The 19282-nt window shown below is 61.5% G+C and carries 15 protein-coding genes; 10 read left to right on the forward strand and 5 right to left on the reverse strand.

Features of this window, described 5'->3' with window-relative positions:
* Positions 1-53: 53 nt before the first annotated feature.
* The 5 genes from AB8B31_RS26905 to AB8B31_RS26925 all read right to left on the reverse strand — a co-directional run bounded on the left by AB8B31_RS26905 (position 54) and on the right by AB8B31_RS26925 (position 4564).
* Positions 54-1085, reverse strand: a complete 1032-nt coding sequence (locus tag AB8B31_RS26905; RefSeq protein WP_047620173.1) for a leucyl aminopeptidase — start codon at positions 1083-1085, stop codon at positions 54-56.
* Positions 1086-1144: 59 nt separating this feature from the next.
* A complete protein-coding gene (locus AB8B31_RS26910; protein ID WP_131590821.1) occupies positions 1145-1786 on the reverse strand; it encodes an N-carbamoylsarcosine amidohydrolase in 642 nt (213 codons plus the stop codon).
* A gap of 13 nt (positions 1787-1799) precedes the next feature.
* On the reverse strand, positions 1800-2552 hold the full coding sequence (locus AB8B31_RS26915; RefSeq protein WP_047620174.1) for a maleate cis-trans isomerase family protein: 753 nt from the start codon (positions 2550-2552) through the stop codon (positions 1800-1802).
* 78 nt (positions 2553-2630) lie between these two features.
* Positions 2631-3431, reverse strand: a complete 801-nt coding sequence (locus AB8B31_RS26920) for an alpha/beta fold hydrolase (RefSeq protein ID WP_047620175.1) — start codon at positions 3429-3431, stop codon at positions 2631-2633.
* The gene (locus AB8B31_RS26925; RefSeq protein ID WP_047620176.1) at positions 3428-4564 is read right to left on the reverse strand and encodes an FAD-dependent monooxygenase; all 1137 of its coding nucleotides are present in this window, start codon (positions 4562-4564) and stop codon (positions 3428-3430) included. Before AB8B31_RS26925 ends, AB8B31_RS26920 begins: the two co-directional genes overlap by 4 nt.
* A 357-nt stretch (positions 4565-4921) precedes the next feature.
* Here AB8B31_RS26925 and AB8B31_RS26930 point away from each other — a divergent pair, with 357 nt between their 5' ends.
* The 10 genes from AB8B31_RS26930 to AB8B31_RS26975 all read left to right on the forward strand — a co-directional run bounded on the left by AB8B31_RS26930 (position 4922) and on the right by AB8B31_RS26975 (position 19255).
* Entirely contained in the window at positions 4922-5461 is a 540-nt protein-coding gene (locus AB8B31_RS26930; RefSeq protein WP_245268266.1) for a (2Fe-2S)-binding protein, read from the forward strand.
* Positions 5458-9000, forward strand: a complete 3543-nt coding sequence (locus tag AB8B31_RS26935) for a molybdopterin cofactor-binding domain-containing protein (RefSeq protein WP_131590819.1) — start codon at positions 5458-5460, stop codon at positions 8998-9000. The genes AB8B31_RS26930 and AB8B31_RS26935 overlap by 4 nt, the downstream gene beginning before the upstream one ends.
* Before the next feature lie 11 nt (positions 9001-9011).
* Complete coding sequence (locus tag AB8B31_RS26940; protein ID WP_439007577.1) at positions 9012-11696, forward strand: carbohydrate-binding protein; 2685 nt, start codon at positions 9012-9014, stop codon at positions 11694-11696.
* A gap of 17 nt (positions 11697-11713) precedes the next feature.
* Complete coding sequence (locus AB8B31_RS26945; protein ID WP_131590815.1) at positions 11714-13951, forward strand: MGH1-like glycoside hydrolase domain-containing protein; 2238 nt, start codon at positions 11714-11716, stop codon at positions 13949-13951.
* Positions 13952-14317: 366 nt separating this feature from the next.
* The gene (locus tag AB8B31_RS26950; RefSeq protein ID WP_032994185.1) at positions 14318-15394 is read left to right on the forward strand and encodes an ABC transporter substrate-binding protein; all 1077 of its coding nucleotides are present in this window, start codon (positions 14318-14320) and stop codon (positions 15392-15394) included.
* Positions 15384-16298, forward strand: coding sequence for an ABC transporter permease (locus AB8B31_RS26955; RefSeq protein ID WP_018245253.1), 915 nt, complete (start codon positions 15384-15386; stop codon positions 16296-16298). The genes AB8B31_RS26950 and AB8B31_RS26955 overlap by 11 nt, the downstream gene beginning before the upstream one ends.
* 10 nt (positions 16299-16308) lie before the next feature.
* Entirely contained in the window at positions 16309-17088 is a 780-nt protein-coding gene (locus AB8B31_RS26960; protein ID WP_007813634.1) for an ABC transporter permease, read from the forward strand.
* The gene (locus AB8B31_RS26965; RefSeq protein WP_018245251.1) at positions 17075-18124 is read left to right on the forward strand and encodes an ABC transporter ATP-binding protein; all 1050 of its coding nucleotides are present in this window, start codon (positions 17075-17077) and stop codon (positions 18122-18124) included. Before AB8B31_RS26960 ends, AB8B31_RS26965 begins: the two co-directional genes overlap by 14 nt.
* Before the next feature lie 2 nt (positions 18125-18126).
* Positions 18127-18723: a cysteine hydrolase family protein gene (locus tag AB8B31_RS26970; protein ID WP_112907576.1), complete on the forward strand. Its 597-nt coding sequence runs from the start codon at positions 18127-18129 to the stop codon at positions 18721-18723.
* A 52-nt stretch (positions 18724-18775) separates the two neighbouring features.
* Entirely contained in the window at positions 18776-19255 is a 480-nt protein-coding gene (locus tag AB8B31_RS26975) for a MarR family winged helix-turn-helix transcriptional regulator (RefSeq protein WP_018444488.1), read from the forward strand.
* The last annotated feature ends 27 nt before the right edge of the window (positions 19256-19282 follow it).

The following is a 19282-nucleotide window of genomic DNA, read 5'->3' on the forward strand; positions in this document are numbered from 1 at the left end:
GCACACCGCAACCCGCTCCGCGCGATTTAACGCGGAGCGGCTGGCAAGCCCGGTTATTTGAAGTTGTGCTTCATTTCCTTCACGGCGATGTCGCCATCCAGAACCATTGGCTCATCATCGAGGAACAGCGAGCAACCGCGCATCGGGATATCCAGATGGCACGCGGTGTCGTTCGGGCCGCCGAGCTCGTTGTTGGGGCCGGTTGAAAACATCACGTTGCCGTAGAAGGAGCGTGCCTCCATTCCCATGCCACCGGGGAATTCGCCCGGTACCATGCGATGCCACTTGGCGTTCTGATTGAGACCCCAGCCGACATGGCTCATGCCCATGCCACGCGGGTCGTTGAAACCATCCATGTAGGACTTGACCAGCTCGGCATCGAGGCCGCCGCGAATATCGGTGATCCATCCGTTTTCAATCGTGTAGATGATCGGGTCGCGCACGTAGATGTTCTGCGGCAGCAGGATGTCGCCCGGAGCAACGACGATTGTCCCGTCGACGCCATCGTCGTCACCGCCGGTGAAGACAAAGCCGGACGGCCAATGATCCCAGCGGCCCGGCTCGTCCGTGCACGCATATTCGGTAATGGCGGGATAGGTGTTGAGCTTGTAGGTGACGTCCGTGCCGTGCGGAGAGGTAATCCGCATCACCTTCGCCTTGGACAGCAGGTCTCCGGCAAATTCGACGCGCTCGCGCAATTCCTTGGTCGGCAGCATGCGTGCCAGAATTTCCGGCGGTTCGACGGCAGTCAGGATACGCGTGCCGGCCGCCTGGATCGCCATCTGTTCCGGACTGAAGAGCAGGAAGATGCAGTCGATCAGCATGTCGGCGGCCTTCAGGGCCTCTACCGCTTCCGGCATGGCGGCGAGGCCCGTCTGGCCGACCGCCCAGGCACCTGCCGGTGGCACCGGCGGCAAACGCATGTGATACATCTTGGCGCCAAGACGCATGCCTGCCGCCATGAAGGCGTCGGCGTAATCGAGGCGTTCGCTGCCCTGGGTCAGGACGATGAGTTTTTCGCCCTCGTGGACACCCGACATCTTCAACTGATGCAGGCAAATTTCCGTGAAACTGAATTGATCCATGCTCGTTCCCCTATCTTGTTTGAAGGCTTAGGTTTGAAGTCTGGGGCGTTTCCCCCAAATTATGCGCGGTCGGACCTGACTTTGGCGATTTCCGCGATCGCCTCCTCCCTCGAAACGACATCGCCATATTTGCTGTCGATGTCGAAGAGATTGGCATTGTGCGGATCTGGGTGCCGGTCGCCGACGCACTCGCGCACCACGATGCCGCGGAATCCATGCTGGACCGCATCCACGGCGGTGGCGCGAATGCAGCCGCTGGTCGAACAGCCGGCCATGATCACGGTGTCGATCCCCTGCGCATGCAACTGGGAGGCAAGACTGGTGCCGAAGAAGGCGCTGGCATATTGCTTGACGATGACGAGTTCGCCGCTGGCAGGCTCGACACCGTCGCAGAATTCGGCCAGCACGTTGCCTTCGACCATTCCTTTCATGACAGGCGACTTCTTCACCCACATCCCGCCATCGGCGCAGTCTTCCGCAAGATAGAGGATGCGCGTATGGATGATCGGGATGACGGCCTCGCGGGCGGCATCTATGAGCGCCGGCGTCTGCGCGACCGCGTCAACCACGCCAGGGGCGTAGAGAGGCGCGCCCTCGGTGGTGTACCCCTTTAGGAAATCGATGACGAGGAGGGCAGGGCGCTGGCCGAAGCCGATGCGGTTGCCCCAGACGCCCTGATAATTGCTTTGCGCGCTCTGCATGATCGGCCCCTCTTCAGTATGCGCCCGATAAAAGTGCGCCGGCGCCTGGCACGACGGCTTCCAGACCGAGCTTCTTGAGCATGCAATAAGTGGTCGCGACGGCGGCGGTCAGTACCGGTTTGCCTGTCATGGCTTCGACCTTGGCGATGACGGGCAGCGATGGCATCTGCACGCAGGCCGATAGCACGATCACGTCCACATCGGTCAGGTCGAGCGTCTGCACGATCGCCGGAAGATTTTCCGGGTCGTGGCGCGCCACATCCAGATTGTCGGGGATCTCGAGTGCCCGCCAGTCCACGACCTCGAAGCCTTCCTCGCGAATGTAGTCCACGACCAGCTCCGTCAGCGGTTTCATATAAGGCGCGACGACGGCGATCTTCCTCGCCTTCATCACCTTCAGGCCCTCGATCAGGGCGCCGGCACTGGTCACGACGGGAATATCAGTGCCATTCTCCTGGGTGCGACCCATCAGGCGCTTCTCCGACTGGCGGTGATAGCCGAGGCCCATCGCCATGATGGCGACCAGGCACGCGTATCCAAGAACATCGACGCGGGCGTCGGAGAGCTCGACGGCGCAACGGTCGGATTCGGCGTCCATTGCCGCCAGTTCTTCCTTCACCACTTTCTTCATCCGCATGCGGCTGGAGTGGAAAGTGAAGCGCTCGGGCCGGATGGACTGGCGTGCCGTCAGCATGGCGGGAATTTCGGTCTCCATCGTCGTGTTGGAGCTCGGAACGATCTGGCCGATTCGGTAATACTTCTGCACGGGTGAAATCCTTTGCTTCGCAAAAAAAAACGGCTCTCAAACAAACGGCGGTGGATCATCGCCCCACCGCCGCTTCAATCAACGGGAGAGAAAATCTCCAAGCGCGGCAAAGAAGCCGTCGAAATCATCCCATGGAATCATATGCCCTGCATTTGGCACCCGGGTAATTTCCAGCCCCGGATAAAGCGAGCGGGCCTCGTCCACGTCGACGCTTTCGATCACGCCGCCACGGCCGGCGACCATCAACATGGCCGGCTGCTTGAGCTTCGGCAGATCCGGAAAGATGTCGTCCTTGTGGAAGTCCTCGAAAGCGGTGACGATCGCGGGCTCGTAGCAGCTGTGCAGCCATTCGGCGCGCAGCTTCAGTTGCTCGTCGGTCCATGTCGGACAAAACGCCTTCATGCCCTCCGCGTCGATGCCCTTCAGCGCCAGGCGGATGCTGTCGACATACCAGGTCAGCTTGCTCGGGTAGGCGCGGCGTCCGGGGCCGGAGACCGGCGGATCGATCAGCGCCAGCCTCGAAAACGCCTCCGGCGCCGCAACGGCGGCACGAATGGCGATGCGCGCGCCCATCGAATGGCCGAGCAGGGCGGGAGTAGCTAGTCCAAGTGCCAAGGCGAAGCCGACGACGTCGGCAGCCATGGCGTCGAGGCCGTAATCGAGGTCGGGGCCAGTCGACGACAGGCCGCGGCCGCGTACGTCGATCACATAGACGTCGTAACGCTCGGCCAGGCGTTCGGCGACGAAACCCCAGGTGATCGCGGGGCTGGTGATGCCCGGGATCAGGATGACCGCAGGGCCTTTGCCGCCATAGCGCAGATAGTGCTGGCGGATGCCGTTGGCGAAGACATTCGCCCCGTACAAGGCGCCGCCGCTCATGCCGCAGTCTCGCTCTTCAGGGGGGCGGCATAGATATCATAGCCGTAGACCCAGGCCGGATCCTCCTGTTTGAGCAGGAAAGTGTTGGCGTTCGAAACGCTCTGGACACGCGTCGCGCGATCGCGGCGATTGGTCTCATACAATCCGAAAGCGGTGCGGAAGTCGTTGACGCCGGTCTCCTGCAGGCAGCGGGTCAGCATGGCGGCGTCTTCGATCGCCATCGCGGCACCCTGCGCCATATGCGGCTTCATCGGATGGCACGCATCTCCAAGCAGCACAAGACGGCCCTTGCTCCAGAGCGGCAGCGGGTTACGGTTGAACAACGGCCATTTCGTCACCCCATCGGTGCTTTCTATCAGCGCCTGGATGATCGGATGATAACCCTCGAACGCCGCCGCCATCTCGTCGCGGCTGCTGTCGACGAAAGCCGAATCGAATTCCCAGGCCGGATGCGGAACGCCGGTGACATAGTAATATTCGTCGCGCCGAGCCGTCGTGTAGTAGACCATCATATGACGGTCCGGCCCCCACCACTTGACGCAATCCTCGAATGTCAGATCGTATTTCTTCAGTTTGTCGGACGAGATCAGGGCGCGATGCCCGACCCAGCCGCTGTAATTCGGCTTCTCTTCGCCGAGCAGCGTTTCGCGAACGCGCGAATTGATGCCGTCGGCGCCGATCACGATGTCGGCGCGTATCGAGGTTCCGTCTTCGAATTCGATCAGCACATCGGTGCCGCTATCGTCGAGGCGAGCCAGCTTCTTGCCGAAATGCAAGGTGCCTGGCTGCAACGCATCGCACTGGATGGCCTGCAGGTCGCCGCGGTGAACGGTGCAATAGGTCTGGCCGTAGCCTTCAAGCGAAACCCGGGCGGTGTATTCGCCGGTAATGCCGTCGCGGCTGAACCAATGGCTCGGCGTGCTGCTGATGCCGATCACCTTCTTGTCGACGCCGATGCGCTCGAAAATCTTCAGGACGTTCGGCCCCATATGAATGCCGGCGCCCAGGCGCGAGAATGCCGGTGCCTGTTCATAGACGTTGACGTCGAAACCTGCGTGTTGGAGCAGCGCACCCGCGACAGCGCCGCCGAGGCCGGCGCCGATAATCGCGATCTTTTCTTTTCCGTTAGACATAGCGACCCTTCTTAGCTGTCTTTCGACGCATTGTTCCCACGATTGGAGGCTTGGCAAAAATTCTAGCGCATACGCTCTAAATTGCAATAGCGATGTTCTGATTTTTATCAAGACGACACAAAAAACGCCTTGCTGATTGGATATACTAGCAAAATCCCGATGATGAAATCCGACTTGTCTTTTGTCATTATAAAGCGTATGCACTTCTTAATAATAAAAGGGGCAATAGATGCGAAGAGTCGGTGACTGTCGCATCGTTATGGTTTGCGGACGTCCGAGTGATGTCTGCTGCGTAGCGGTACGGCCGATGGAAAGAGGCGAGGTCTGTGTTTCGTTCTCCGGGGCGGAGGGCCTGCTTTGACACTGCCAGTTTGCTTCAGTTTGAATGTGAACGATGCCGTCGAGAGCGTCGAAGCAAGCCCGGAAACACCACTCCTCTATATCCTCAGAAACGATCTCTCCCTCAATGGCCCGAAATACGGTTGCGGCCTCGGTGAATGCGGCGCTTGCGCCGTTCTCGTCGATGGTCGCTCCGTGCGCTCCTGCACCGTGCCTCTGGGTGCCGTCGGCACTCGCCGCGTCACTACGCTTGAGGGTCTCGGCACGCCCGAGCATCTGCATCCAGTCCAGGCGGCGTTTATCGACGAGGCCGCCGCTCAATGCGGATATTGCCTGAACGGCATGATCATCGCCACCACAGCCCTGCTCAATCGCAATGCCGATCCCGACGAGGACGCGATCCGCGAGGCGTTGCGCCATCATCTGTGCCGTTGTGGAACGCACATGGAAATACTTGCCGCGGCCAGGCGGGCGGTCGCCTATTCCAGGGCCGAACGGACGCGACGATCCACGCCGGACGATATCTCATCAAAAGCTGCGAAGGAGGTCTCCCCGTGACCGACCACCGCCAAATGCCGAAATCCGCCTATATGTCGGCCGCCGACATGCTGCTTGTTGTCAACGATACAAGGCTTGGCGACGGTGCGGAACTCTACATCGCGGTGGGCGCCGATAGCCGTGTGACTGCGTTCAACGGCCATGTTGATCTAGGGACGGGCATCCGCACCTCTCTGGCGCAAATCGTTGCCGAAGAGCTCAGCATGCCGTTCGAGCAGGTGGACATGGTGCTCGGCACGACCTCCGCCGCGCCCAACCAGGGCGCGACCATCGCCAGCGAAACGATCCAGATCACCGCAGTGCCGCTGCGCCAGGCCGCCGCCACCGCCCGCCATCATTTGCTCGCCAAGGCGGCTGAGAAGGGCGGCGTGCCGCTTGAGCGGCTGCGACTGGAAGACGGCATCATCCGTGCCGATGGCGGCGAGAACTGGCAGCTCAGCTTCGGCGACATCGTCGCCGGCAGCCATGTCAGGCTGTCGATCGATAAATACGCGGCCCTTAAGCCGGCCTCGGACTATAGACTGGTCGGCTCGTCGCGGCCGCGCGTCGATATCCCCGAGAAGGCTACGGGGCGCTGGACTTATGTGCATGATGTGCGCGTGCCGGGCATGCTGCATGGCCGCGTCGTTCGCCCGCCTTATGCGGGGTTCGATCACGGCGATCATGTCGGAAACAGCCTGATCTCCATCGACGAAACATCGGTTGCGCACATCAACGGGCTGGTCGGCGTCGTCGCCCTCGGCGATTTCGTCGGCGTGGTCGCGACCCGCGAGGAAAACGCCATCGAGGCGGCCAAGAGCCTGAAGGTCGTGTGGCGCGCGCCGCCCGAGTGGCCGGATCTCAACGCGCCGGAAAAGGCGCTGCGCGCCAATCCGTCGACTGCGCGCAAGCTTGCCGATCTCGGCAATGTCGATATGGCCCTGGCCGGCAGTGCCCAGCCGATGAACCGCACCTATGTCTGGCCCTACCAGATGCACGGCTCGATCGGGCCGTCCTGCGCGGTAGCCGATTACAGTGACGCAGGGCTGACCGTCTGGTCGGGGACGCAGAACCCGTTTCCAATGCGCCGCGATCTGGCGCTGCTGCTCGACATGCCGGAAGAGCTGATCCGGGTCGAGCGGTTGGAGGCGGCTGGCTGCTATGGCCGCAATTGCGCCGATGACGTCACGGCCGACGCCGCCCTGCTGTCGCGCGCCGTCAAGGCACCTGTCCGGGTGCAGCTGACGCGCGAGCAGGAACATGCCTGGGAGCCGAAGGGCGCCGCCCAGATCATGGATGTGCGCGGCGGTATCGACCTGGAGGGCGGTCCGTCCGCCTATGATTTCGAAACCCGCTATCCCTCCAATCTGGCGCCGACCCTTCCCTTGATCCTCACCGGCAAGATGCCGCCAGTTTCCGACGTCGTGCAGATGGGCGATCGCACCGCCATCCCGCCCTATGCCTACGGGAACCTCCGCGTCACCGTGCACGATATGCCGCCGATCGCGCGTGCTTCCTGGTTCCGTGGCGTGTCGGCAATGCCCAACACCTTTGCGCACGAATGCTACATCGACGAACTGGCAGCCGCCGCCGGCGTCGATCCGGTCGAGTACCGGCTTCGCTACCTCCACGATCCGCGCGCCGTCGACCTGGTGCATGCGCTGGCCGAGCGGGCGAAATGGGTGCCGCATACGACATGGGGCACGCTGGGTGGTGAGGGCGACCTGCTCTACGGGCGCGGGTTTGCCTATGCCGTTTACGTCCATGGACCGTTTCCGGGCAAGGCCGCCGCCTGGGCCGCCTGGGTCGCCGATGTCGCCGTCAACAAGAAGACCGGAGAGATCGCGGTCACCAAAGTGACCTGCGCGCAGGATTCCGGGATGATGATCAATCCCGACGGCGTGCGCCACCAGATCCACGGCAATATCATTCAATCCACCAGCCGGGTGCTGAAGGAAAAAGTCGAATTCTCCTCGACCGCCGTGCAGTCGAAGGAATGGGGCGGCTATCCGTTGATCACCTTCCCCGAGGTGCCTGATATCGACGTGCTGATGGTGCCGAGGCAGGACGAGCCGCCGCTCGGGGTCGGAGAATCCGCCTCCGTTCCCAGCGCCTCGGCCATCGCCAATGCCGTTTACGATGCCACCGGCATTCGCTTCCGCGAACTACCGCTGACGCCGGAGCTGGTACTCGCCGCGCTGAACGGCAAGACGGATGAAGCGCCGGCTGCCCCGGTGGCGAAGAAGCGGAAGTGGTGGAACATCGGTCTGTCGGCCGTCGGTGCCGTCGCCGCTTTGTCCGGTATCGTCACAATGGCCTCGCCTTGGCGTTCTGCTATCGGCACTATTCCGCGACCCGATGCCAACGTCTACAGCCCGGCCACCATCGAACGCGGCAGGCTTGCGGCCGCGGCCGGCGCCTGCAATGTCTGCCATGTCGGTGATGACGGCACACGCTTTGCCGGCGGCCGGCGCTTCGACACGCCGTTCGGCGCCGTCTATGCCACGAACATCACCCCGGACACTGAAAGCGGCATCGGCGCGTGGTCGTATCCAGCCTTCGAACGGGCCATGCGAGAGGGCGTCAGCCGCGACGGCCATCACCTCTATCCCGCCCATCCCTACACCTCGTTCGCGGGCGCCGAGGAAGCCGATCTTCAGGCACTCTACGCCTACATGATGACGCAGGCGCCGGTCGCCGAAAAGGCGCCGGAGACAAAGCTCAAATTTCCCTACAGCATCCGCGCGATGATGGCGGGCTGGAATGCGCTGTTTCTGAAAGCTGAGCCGTTCAAATACGTCGAGACCCGTGGTGCGCAATGGAACAGGGGCGCCTATCTCGTCGAGACGCTCGGTCACTGTTCGGCCTGTCACACGGACCGAAATGTGCTGGGCGCGGAAAAGAGCGGCAGCGCCCGGCTCTCGGGTGGCTTTGCCGATGGCTGGGAGGCGCCGGCTCTCAATGCCTTCGCCAAGGGCCCTGTCAGCTGGACGGCGGACGCCTTCTACGACTATCTGCGCACCGGACATTCGCGCGATCACGGCAGTGCCGCCGGCCCGATGGCGCATGTCGTCGAAGTCATGCAGCCGCTGCCGGATAACGATATCCGTGCCATGTCAACATATCTCGCCAGCCTCAACGAGGCCCCCGCCGATAGCAACGCACAAAGCGAGGCCGCCATTGCCGCAAGTGAAGCGGCCAAGGCTGTCGCCGCTCGGGTTTCGCCGAAGGGCGAGCGGCTGTTCAACGGCGCCTGCGCCACATGCCACACCGGAAACTCGATCCTGTCGTCGCTGGCGCTCAACAGCAACCTGCATGCGGCGACGCCGGACAATCTCATCCAGGCGATCCTGAACGGTGTCGAGGCGCCGGCGATTCTGGCGCAGACCACCGGCCGTGAGGCCCCGGAAGTAATGTCGATGCCGGCCTTTCGCCAGACGCTGAACGAAAGCCAGATCAAGGATCTTGCCGACTATCTGAGAGCGCGTTTCGCGCCCGACAAGCCGGCCTGGACGGAAACGACCAACGCCATGCAACGCGTGACGGCGGCAACCCACTAGGGAGCAGACGATTGGAGCAGATCCGAACCGGGCAGGACATCGATCGCCGCGACTTATTCGAGAACCCGACAACAGCGTTCCGGCCGTCGGCCTACTGGTTCTGGCATTCGATCCCGACAGAGGAGGTCTGCCACGCGCAGCTTGCCGATTTCAAACAGAAGGGGATCGGCACGATCCTGATCCAGGCTCGGCTTGCGATGTCGCGCGACGACTACCTGTCGCCGGCCTACCTCGTCGCCTATCGCGCCGCGGCCGGCATCGCCGCCGAGCTGGGGGTGAAGCTCGGGATCTACGACGACTATAACTGGATCAGCGGGCACGCCGGCGGCCGGACAGTCGTGGACCGCGACGACCTGCGCGAGCGCCATCTTTTCTGGATGTCCTCAGGAGATCCGCGGGGTGAGATCAGTGGCATTCATCCGCCTTTCACTCGGAAGATGGGATCGGACATTTTCGAGTGGCAATATGAAGGCGGTCGGGTCGAGTGGTGCGAATGGATGGTCGCGTCGGCCCTGCTGCATTCCTCCGGCGAGGTTGGCAGTCTGGACGAGATTGTCGATGTGACCACGCAGACATCAGTCGTTAGAAGCGACGGTGTTTCCTGCACCTACGCATTCGACGGGGAGATTAAAGACGGCCAGACGATAACGGTATTCATCAGCGCGCGCTCCACGACGTCCCGGCTGATCAACTACCTCCTGCCGGAAGCCGCGGAGCGGTTTATCGACGTCGGGCTCGATCCGCTCGTCGAAGCGCTTGGTGATCTCGTGCCTGATCCCGTCGGTTTGGTCTTCTATGACCAGCCGGCGGCCGGCTTTTACAAATGGGATCAGATTTCGGGCAGTCTTGGCAACAGTCTGCTATTTGCTTCGACGCTGCCGGATGCCGTTTTGCAAAACACGGGCCAGCCGTTCGCCAAGACGCTGCTGGCGCTGCTGCGCAATGTCGGGCCTGACACCTTGCGGCTGCGCGCGCAATTTTATGCCGCTTATTCAGCCCTGATGAACGATGCCTTCTCGGGCACGCTGCGTCGATGGGCCGAACGCAAGGGCATCGCACTCACGGGGCACGAAATCCTGCCGCATATCAGTTCGTGGGCCTTGAACGGGGGCTTCACCAGCATTGACCCCAGGGTCGCGCTTGCCGTGGATTTCTTCGGCATCGATGCCTACAGGCATGAGACGACGGTCGACTCCAACAATTTCGTCGCACAGCTGGCGCCCAAGCTCGGCGATTCCGTTGCCCGCTCGAATGGCCGCAGCCGCTGTGTCGTCGAAACCTATGCCAGTGCCGAGCGAACGCCGGTGCGCGCCGCCGGGCAATGGGAACTGACGCTGGAGACGATGCGGGCGCAGGCAATCCGGCTTTATTGCCTCGGCACTCGCCAGTTTCTATGGCACGGCGTCTACCAGACGGATGGGCGCGACAACGATCCGACGCCCTTTACCAATCCGCGTTTCGATTTCGCGCCGGGCATCAACTTTGAGCCCTGGTGGGGCTATCATGACCTGTTTTCGCAGGAGACCGCGCGTATCTCAGCCTTCATCGAGCCGGCCACACCCCGCACCCCGGTCGCAATCCTCTATCCACTTCATACCGCCTTCGCAGAAGGCCCACGCCACGGCCATGCCACCCACATCGGTGCATGGTGCGAAGGGCTTCTGGCCAAGCGCTGCGACTTCATGTTCGTCAGCGAGGCCGATCTGGCCAAGGCGAGGATCGAGGACGGCCAGATGCTGGTCTCGGGGCTTGTCTTCGATGCCCTGATCCTGCCATCGGTGACCGTGCTGGAGACGAAAAAAACGGTGCGGGCACTGGAGACCTTCCGCGCCGCTGGCGGTGTCGTCTGGTCCTCCGGAGATCGCCTGTCGACCGTTTGCGATGCCACCGATCCGATGGCTGCGGTGGCGTCGACGCATATCGATCGGATGCCCGGCGGCAGCGATATCGACGCGCTGCTGGCAGGGCTTCCGCCGTCCGGTCCTGTCATCACCGGCCATCCCGCGGACCGGCTCTGGCAATGGGCCGGATACGAGGACAATGGCTGGTGGCGGATCGTTCTCTTCAACGATGGTGAAGCCGCGCTGGAAAGTGAGATTTTCTTCAATGACGGTTTCGACTGCGAAGTCTGGTCCGCCACGACAGGCAAGATCGAGGAGGCCGCTGCCTTCAGTCAATTGACCGTCACGCTCGAAGCGCAGGAAGCGCGCTGCCTCCGCCTGCGTCAGACAACGCATGGGGGCGCAGGCGATGGCCATCTCTCGAACCAGCCAGCGCTTGACCCCGCGCGCGCCGTCTCACTTGTCGATGGTTGGAGTTTTGCGCCGGCGGCCAATGCGGCATTCGTGCCGATTTCGGTTGAGACCGGATGGGAGACGCAGGGATTTGCCGATTTGTCCGGCACCGGGATCTACCGGCTGGCGCTGGAGATCGGCGACGAGGCCGACTGGTTTCTCGAGTTGCCTGACGTCGCGACCGTGGTCGCCGCCAGCCTGGACGGCCGGCAGATCGATCGGCGGGGCTGGCGGCCCTATCGTTTTGCGCTCGGCCGGTTGCGTCCTGGCGTCCATTCGCTCGAGTTGCGCGTCGCCAACACGGCGGCAAACCGATATTACGCCAACACGCCTTATCTCGGCGATACGGCCGACAAGAGCGGCCTGTCCGCAGTACCGAAACTTATTCCGCTGACACACTGACCGGAAGTTACAGAGCCATGCTACAACATTCGACAATCCCCCTGATGCGTGCCTGGAACAGCTGGTCAAGCCGGCCGGCCGAAATGGTCTTCCTGCCGCTCGGCGTGCGGATCACGCCGGTTCTGTATTCAACGCGTAGCAGGACGACCTCCGCGATAGAGCCGCGGCGCGACGCCGTTCGCCTCGGCCGTCACACCATTGACGGCTCGTTGATCGAGCTGGAGACAGACCTCAGCGGTACGACGGTCTCGTTTTCGACGACCAAGACCGACCCCTTCGCCGTACGCGGCAGGTGGACCGGCAAGGTGTCGGCCGAATGGGGGCTGCGATTTTGGGTGACGCTGGCGATCTCCTCCGATGGCGGTGAGGTGGCGGTCCATGATGCGGCACGCAACATTACGCTGCTGAAGGTTGGCACGCGATTCGTGGCGGTCGCGACCGCCGAGGCGCCGGTGCACGTCACCGGCCACGACACGATCGACGCGCTGCGGGCGGACTTCGAGGAGAACGGCTATTTCTACACCGCCACGCGCAAAAACGAAGCGCCGGTGATCGCCCTGCGCTTCAATCTTGAGATGATGCGCCAGGGCGCCTATGCGGCGGGCGTCGCCGACAGCGCCGAGCTCGCGATCGCAAAGGCGAAGGCCTGCCTTGCGGCCGGCGCGCCGGCTGAGCTCGCCGTGGCGCAGACCGGCCTGTTCGAGGGCGCCCTCGACGCAATGCGCGACGTGGTCGCCTGGAACACCATCTGGGACGAGACCAACGCGCGGCCCTATACGGCGGTGACGCGGATTTGGAATCTCGGGAAATTTGCCGTCTGGTTCAACGACCAGATTTTCGCGGCCCTTCTCGCCGGCGTGTTCGACGCCGATCTGGCGCGCGAAAACATGGCGACCGCCATGGCCGGCGCAACGCCGCAGGGCAATATCGCCTGCATCGTCACCTCCAACGATGCCTGGGTCGATCGCACCCAGCTGCCGTTCGGCGCGCTCGTCGTCTGGCAGCTCTACCAGCGGACCGGCGAACGGTCGATGATCCAGGCAAGCTACGACGCGCTGGTGCGCAATCGGCGCTGGTGGCAGGAGAATCGCGATCCCGACGGTTTCGGCCTGCTGTCCTGCGGCACCTCTGATGTAGGTGAGGGCCTGTACAAGGGCACTGCCTTCGGCGCGCGCAACGAGACCGGCATGGACAACTCCGCGACGCATGACGAAGCGATCTACGATCCCGTCACCCGGACGCTCTCGACCTTCGACCTCGGCCTCAACTGCGCGGCCGCTCTCGATGCCGAAATGCTCTCAAAAATGGCCGTCGTGCTCGGCAAGCATGACGATGCCCGCCAATTCGCCGCTTTGGCCGAACGCCACCGGACGCTGATCTCGGAAACGCTCTGGGATGAAAGCCGCGGCATCTTTGCCAATCGACAGCGGCGCGGTGGTTTTGTCCGATCGCTGTCTCCGACCAGCTTCTATCCGCTGCTTTGCGGCGCCGCGACGCCGGCTCAGGCGGCGCGTCTGCTTAAACATCTGAGCGACGAGACCACTTTCGGCGGGGACTTCGTGCTGCCGAACGCGACGCGTGACGATCCGGCCTTCGCCGACAACGTCTACTGGCGCGGCCGCATCTGGCCGAATGTCAACTACATGGTCTGGCTCGGCCTGCGTCGCTACGGCTTCACGGCCGAAGCGAGCAAGCTCGCCGGCCAGAGCTACGACCTGTTCATGAAGAACTGGCGCGAGGATCGCATCGCCTCCGAAAACTACAATGCCGTGACCGGCGAGGCACTGGACCAGGGTGACACCGACCCGTTCTACATCTGGGCCGCCATGCTGCCATTGATGGCAACCGGCGAAATCGTCGAATTTGATCCGTGGACGGGCTGGACAGTGCGCAACACCGGCCGCGACCTGGCGCTCGGGCCAATGTTGTCGCCATCGGGGACTTTGCATCTGCAGGTCGAGGCCGCTGCTTTGTCGATGACGCTCAATGGCCGCGTGATGTTGCGGACGGACCTGCAAACGACGCTGTCGCGCATCGTCATGAGCGATGGACGACTGGCCTGCACCATCGCGCCTGTTGCCGCAGCTGGCTACATCGATCTGCCTCGGTTGGATATCGGCGATGTCCTTGCTGTTCGTCTTGATGGGCGGGGGATCGGCTATGTTGCAAGCGCAGAAGGCATACGCCTCACGATTGCTGAAAGCGCGCAGGACCGCCGACTCGACATCTATTTTTCCGCTGCAGACGCAAGGTAGCGCTTGACACCTGTCAATTCGTCATTAATAGTTTGTATGCAAATAAAAAAATAAAAAGACTGATTTCAAAGATCAGAGGGTTTGAACTAAAGGTCCACCGACAATCGAATGATTTAGGTGGGTCATTATCGAAGTACGGCACCGATATCTCGGTTATGAAGTCATGTTCCGCTCTTTGCGGCGCAGGCTTTTGCTCGCCTGGAAATCATGCGCCTCGAGCCTTCGCTCTCCTCTGGTTATAGTTGGTACACAAATTAGTTGATGTGCATTTGGCATGTCTTCTGTTTTCGGCCTTGCCGATCCGTTGAGGTCGCTGACCGCGGTCACGATCGTCCATAACTGTGTATGTTCAAGAGGGGTGCCACAATGACTGAACTCACCAGACGCAACACGATGAAATTAATGTCCGCGGCGCTTGTCGCTGGCGTCAGCTTCTCTAGCCTTCCGCGCAAGGCTTTTTCGGCGGGCACCATCACGGTCCTGAACTGGCAAGGCTACGGAACGGACGAAAAATGGTCTGTCGAGGCTTTCGCGGCAAAGACCGGCATCACGGTCGTTCACGACTACTATAGCTCGGAATCGGAAATGCTCACCAAGCTGCGCACCAATCCGGGGACTTATGATCTCGTTATCCTCAACGCTGCGCGTTGCGCCCAGGCGGTTGCCGAAGACCTGCTGCAGCCGATCGATTTCAGCAAGGTTCCAAACGCCTCAACGGTCGATGAGACCCTCCGCGCCAACCCGAACTTCAGCAAGGACGGCAAGGGCTATGCCGTTCCTTGGGTCTGGGGCATGACCTCGCTTGCCATCCGTGAAGGCATGACCGTTCCCGACAGTTATGCGGTCCTCGCAGACCCGGCCTATAAGGGTCGTGTTGCCATGGACGACGACGCCATCATCAATGTCGGTGTCGGCGCGCTGATGAGCGGGCAGGACATCAACGATCCCAAGGATCTGGCTGCTGTCACGGCCGCGCTGAAGTCCATCAAGCCGAACGTCAAGTTGCTGTGGTCGACGGAAGACCAGTGGAACAAGTCGTTCGCCGCCAAGGAATTCGACCTGTCGCTGTTCTGGTCGGGCGGTTCAGTACGCTCCAAGCGCGTTTCCAAACTTCCGGTTCAGTTCGTAGTGCCTAAGGAAGGCGGCGTCGGTTGGGTCGATGGTCTCGGGATTCCGTCATCGGCGCCGAATCCAGAAGGTGCTCTTGCCTTCATCAACTGGATGATCGATCCGACATTTTATGTCGAGTGGGCAACCAAGATAGGGGCGCCCGCCTCGTCGAATTCGGCAGCCCTTTCGGCACTCCCGGCCGACGATCTCACGCGTTTGGTGCACAAGACCGAGTACTTAAAGACGACGTCCTTTGTCTCGGGCATTCCCGACGACCGCCGTGAAGCCTTCAACAATATCTGGCAGGAAGTGAAAGCCTTCTATGCAGAATGATCGAGTGATTTCAGCGTCAGAGCGCGGACCTTCGGGTCCGCGCAGCCGGCGTCCGCTCCCCCCATGGATATCGACGACGGCACTGCTGCTGCCGACCTATGGATGGCTGACACTTGCCGTTTTCCTGCCGCTGCTGACCATGCTCGTGTTCAGCTTCATGTCCGCGACACCGATGGGCAAGGCCCCGATCGTCTTTACGCTGAAGCAGTACCGCGCGTTCATCGACCAACCCTATCTGGTGGGGATCGGCATCACGTCGCTGCTGATCGGCTTCTGGACGACGCTGTTCTGCGCAGTGCTTGGTTTCCTGGCGGCTGTGGCTTTGGTCCGCTCGACCTTCGGCAAGACGCGTGAGATGTTGTTGATCCTCATTCTCCTGCCATTCTGGACCAACGGTCTTGTGCGCGTCTTTTCGTGGACGATGGTACTCCGGGAAAACGGCTTCCTTGACAATCTCCTGCATATGATCGCGCCCGATGCCGGATCGATCGGTTTTCTTTATACGCGCTATGCCATCGTGGTCGGTCTTGTCCACGGCTATCTGCCCTACATGATCCTGACTTGCTACATCGCGCTTGTGGCTATCGATGACGCGATCATTGAGGCTGCATCGAGTCTCGGCGCGCGCTGGTGGACCATTTTGTTCAAGATTTTGGTGCCGCTCGCCGCACCCGGCCTGATTTCTGGCTCCGTCCTGATCTTCATTCCGGTGATCGGCTCGTTCATGGAACCGCGCATCCTGGGCGGACGTGTCGGCGTCACCATGGGAACGGTGATCGAAGACCAGTTCACGCAGGCCTTCAACTGGCCGCTAGGCGCATCTTTGTCCTTTACGCTTCTGGCCGTCGTGCTCGCCATTTTCGCAACCTTCTCCGGCGCTCTGCGCCGTGGCACGGTAGCTTGAGGAGAGGATCATGAAACCGCTTGGCCGTATCTATCTCATTGCGATCCTTATCTTCCTCTACACGCCCATTCTCGTGATGATGGCAATGGGGTTCAACGCATCGCCGCTCTATGAACTGCCCTTCAGCTTCTCGTTGCAATGGTACCAGGCTCTGTCGAGCAACACCGTGCTTCTGACGGCTGGCCTGAACAGCATCGTCATCGCCACGATCACGGCAGTGCTGGCGACGGCGCTTGGGACGATGGCTTCGGTGGCGCTGTCGCGACGGACATTCCGCGGCAAGAGCCTGCTGCAGCTAATGCTACTGCCGCCGATTGCCATTCCGTGGCTGATTACCGGCACGGCGATGCTGATCTTTTTTTACTGGAGCGGCATCGGGCGTGGCATGCATGCCCTGCTGATCGGCCACGTCGCACTCGCAATCCCCTATGTGGTTCTGGTGGTCGGGACCGGCTTCCGTACTATTCGTGCCGATCTGGAAGAAGCAGCCATGAGCCTCGGCTCCACACCGGTTCACGCCTTTTTCTCGGTGACATTGCCGCTGCTCTATCCGAGCATCCTCGGCGCCGCGCTGTTTGCCTTCGCGGTTTCGCTCGACCAGTTCGTGATTTCCTACTTTCTCGCAACGCCCGGCTACACCACGCTGCCGGTGCAAATCTACTCCTCGATCCGCAAGGGCTTCACCCCCGAAATCAACGCGATCTCGACCGTACTTCTGCTCGGCTCGATGACGATCATCCTGATTTTTGCGCGTTTCGCCAAGCCTGGAGACACTCGTGACAAACGTTAAAGTCAATTCCGTCGCCAAGACCTACGGCACCACGCCCGTCCTGTCGGATATCACCACCGAGTTTCCCGAAGGCTCCTTCACCAGCCTTCTCGGCCCATCCGGTTCCGGCAAGACCACGCTTCTGCGCATCATCGCGGGCTTCATCAAGCCCGACCAGGGTATCGTCAGGATCGGCAACAACGATGTCACCGACATCCCTGTCTGGGGCCGCAACATTGGCATGATGTTCCAGTCCTACGCACTTTTCCCGCACATGACGATCGCCCAGAACGTCGCCTTCGGTCTCGAACGTCGAGGCATCAAGGGCGCCGCCGCGCGCAAGGAAGTTGATCGGGCTCTTGAGATGGTCCGTCTTCCCGGCTTCGGCGACCGCACGCCCAAGCAACTGTCCGGGGGTCAGCAGCAGCGCGTCGCACTGGCCCGCGCCATCGTCATCAAGCCGAGCGTACTTCTTCTCGACGAGCCGCTGTCGGCGCTCGATCGCCGCCTTCGCCAGGAGATGCAGGTCGAACTGCTTCGCATCCAGCGTGAAAGCGGCCTGACGACGATCTTCGTTACCCACGACCAGGAAGAAGCGCTGACGCTGTCCGACAAGGTGGCCATCCTCGACAAGGGCCGCATCGTCCAGATCGGCGAGCCGGAAACCGTCTACGAACGGCCACTGACGCGCTTTGCAGCGGAATTCCTCGGCGATTCCAACTTCCTCACCGGGACGGTGGATAATGGAGCCGTGCGTCTGGCCGATGGGACGGTCGTCCGGACAACCGGGACGTTGCCATCAAGCGGATCCAAAATTACGCTTGCGGTTCGTCCGGAAAAGATGTCGATCGTATCTGGTCCGACGGACGGCAATAGCCTAACGGCACGCATCACCACGGTCATCTATGCAGGTCCCGTGCTTTCCTATCTGCTAGAGACTGCCGATGGCCTGCCGCTGAAGCTGTTTGCGCAGAACCGCGATGGGAAGATTCTGAGCGATGGAGACAGCATCACCCTGAGCTGGGCCCCGGAACACACCGTCTCGGTGGCCGACTGATCATGGCAACCGCGCCGCTCTCCAAGAATACGTTGCATGTCGTCATCGACATGCAACGTCTGTTTGCCGAGGAAACGGCGTGGCATACACCAGCAATCACCGATATTCTTCCGAACGTGCTGGCGCTCAGCCAAGCGCGCCCGTTCGACACGATCTTTGTCCGATTTGTGGTTCCGCAGAACGCGGAAGATGCAAAAGGCCGCTGGAAGAACTACTATCGCCGCTGGTCATCGGTGACGCTGGATGAGCTCGACGCGACCGTGCTGGATCTGGTCGCGCCGCTGGCGGCGATCGCCGGTCCTGGCTCCATCGTCGACAAAGAAACCTATTCCGTCTTCGGTTCGCCTGGTTTCGCCGGCCGCTTGCAGAACTCGGGAACGGACACTCTGATTTTCTCAGGCGTCGAGACAGACGTCTGCGTCTACGCGAGCGTTCTCGATGCGGTGGACGCCGGCTACCGGGTCATCCTGGCCGAGGATGCGCTGGGAAGCGGTGACATGAAAGCGCACGCCATGGTAACCGAGATCTTGGTGCCGAGGCTTTCGGAGCAGATCGAAATCTTATCGACAGAAGCCATCCTGGATTTATGGCGAGACTGAGTTCGACAATGCGATTGCCAATCACGACGAACAGGCAGATTTGAGAGATCCGATGGATGTTCCCTTCAAAGACAAAGGCGGCCGCAGGAAGGCGGCAGTGCCTAAGGTTCAAGGCCAGCAGGCCGAGTATGCGCTTGGCGAACAGATCGGCTTCTATCTGCGGCAGGCAAACCAGCGGCACGTGGCGATCTTTGCGAGCCTGATGGCGGAGAAACTGACCACGACCCAATGGGCAGCGCTGGTCAAGCTCAACGAACTGCAGCCCTGTTCGCAGGGCAATCTCGGCCGCGAAACCGCCATGGACATGGCGACAATCAAGGGGGTCGTCGATCGACTGGTGAAGCGCGGGCTGGTTCACACAGCACCCGACGCAACCGACGCACGGCGGCTGGTGCTGACGCTGACGCCGGACGGCGAGGCGACGGTGGCTCGCAACCTGTCGGTCGCACTGCAGATTTCGCAGGAAACACTGAGTAACCTGACGGTTGCCGAGCGCATGATGCTAATGGAACTCCTTCAGAAAATCTGCTGAGCCGACGCCTGCCGTAACCTCGGAGAC

Origin of the sequence: Rhizobium sp. 62_C5_N11_2, from assembly GCF_051811185.1 — a bacterium.
Lineage (GTDB): Bacteria > Pseudomonadota > Alphaproteobacteria > Rhizobiales > Rhizobiaceae > Rhizobium > Rhizobium leguminosarum.

Excerpts from the sequence above, each read along its gene's own strand:
- AB8B31_RS26910 (WP_131590821.1), bottom strand. The coding sequence starts at position 1,786 with ATGCAGAGCGCGCAAAGCAATTATCAGGGCGTCTGGGGCAACCGCATC.
- AB8B31_RS26955 (WP_018245253.1), top strand. The coding sequence starts at position 15,384 with ATGCAGAATGATCGAGTGATTTCAGCGTCAGAGCGCGGACCTTCGGGT.
- AB8B31_RS26950 (WP_032994185.1), top strand. The coding sequence starts at position 14,318 with ATGACTGAACTCACCAGACGCAACACGATGAAATTAATGTCCGCGGCG.
- AB8B31_RS26925 (WP_047620176.1), bottom strand. The coding sequence starts at position 4,564 with ATGTCTAACGGAAAAGAAAAGATCGCGATTATCGGCGCCGGCCTCGGC.
- AB8B31_RS26960 (WP_007813634.1), top strand. The coding sequence starts at position 16,309 with ATGAAACCGCTTGGCCGTATCTATCTCATTGCGATCCTTATCTTCCTC.
- AB8B31_RS26970 (WP_112907576.1), top strand. The coding sequence starts at position 18,127 with ATGGCAACCGCGCCGCTCTCCAAGAATACGTTGCATGTCGTCATCGAC.
- AB8B31_RS26905 (WP_047620173.1), bottom strand. The coding sequence starts at position 1,085 with ATGGATCAATTCAGTTTCACGGAAATTTGCCTGCATCAGTTGAAGATG.
- AB8B31_RS26945 (WP_131590815.1), top strand. The coding sequence starts at position 11,714 with ATGCTACAACATTCGACAATCCCCCTGATGCGTGCCTGGAACAGCTGG.
- AB8B31_RS26920 (WP_047620175.1), bottom strand. The coding sequence starts at position 3,431 with ATGAGCGGCGGCGCCTTGTACGGGGCGAATGTCTTCGCCAACGGCATC.
- AB8B31_RS26975 (WP_018444488.1), top strand. The coding sequence starts at position 18,776 with ATGGATGTTCCCTTCAAAGACAAAGGCGGCCGCAGGAAGGCGGCAGTG.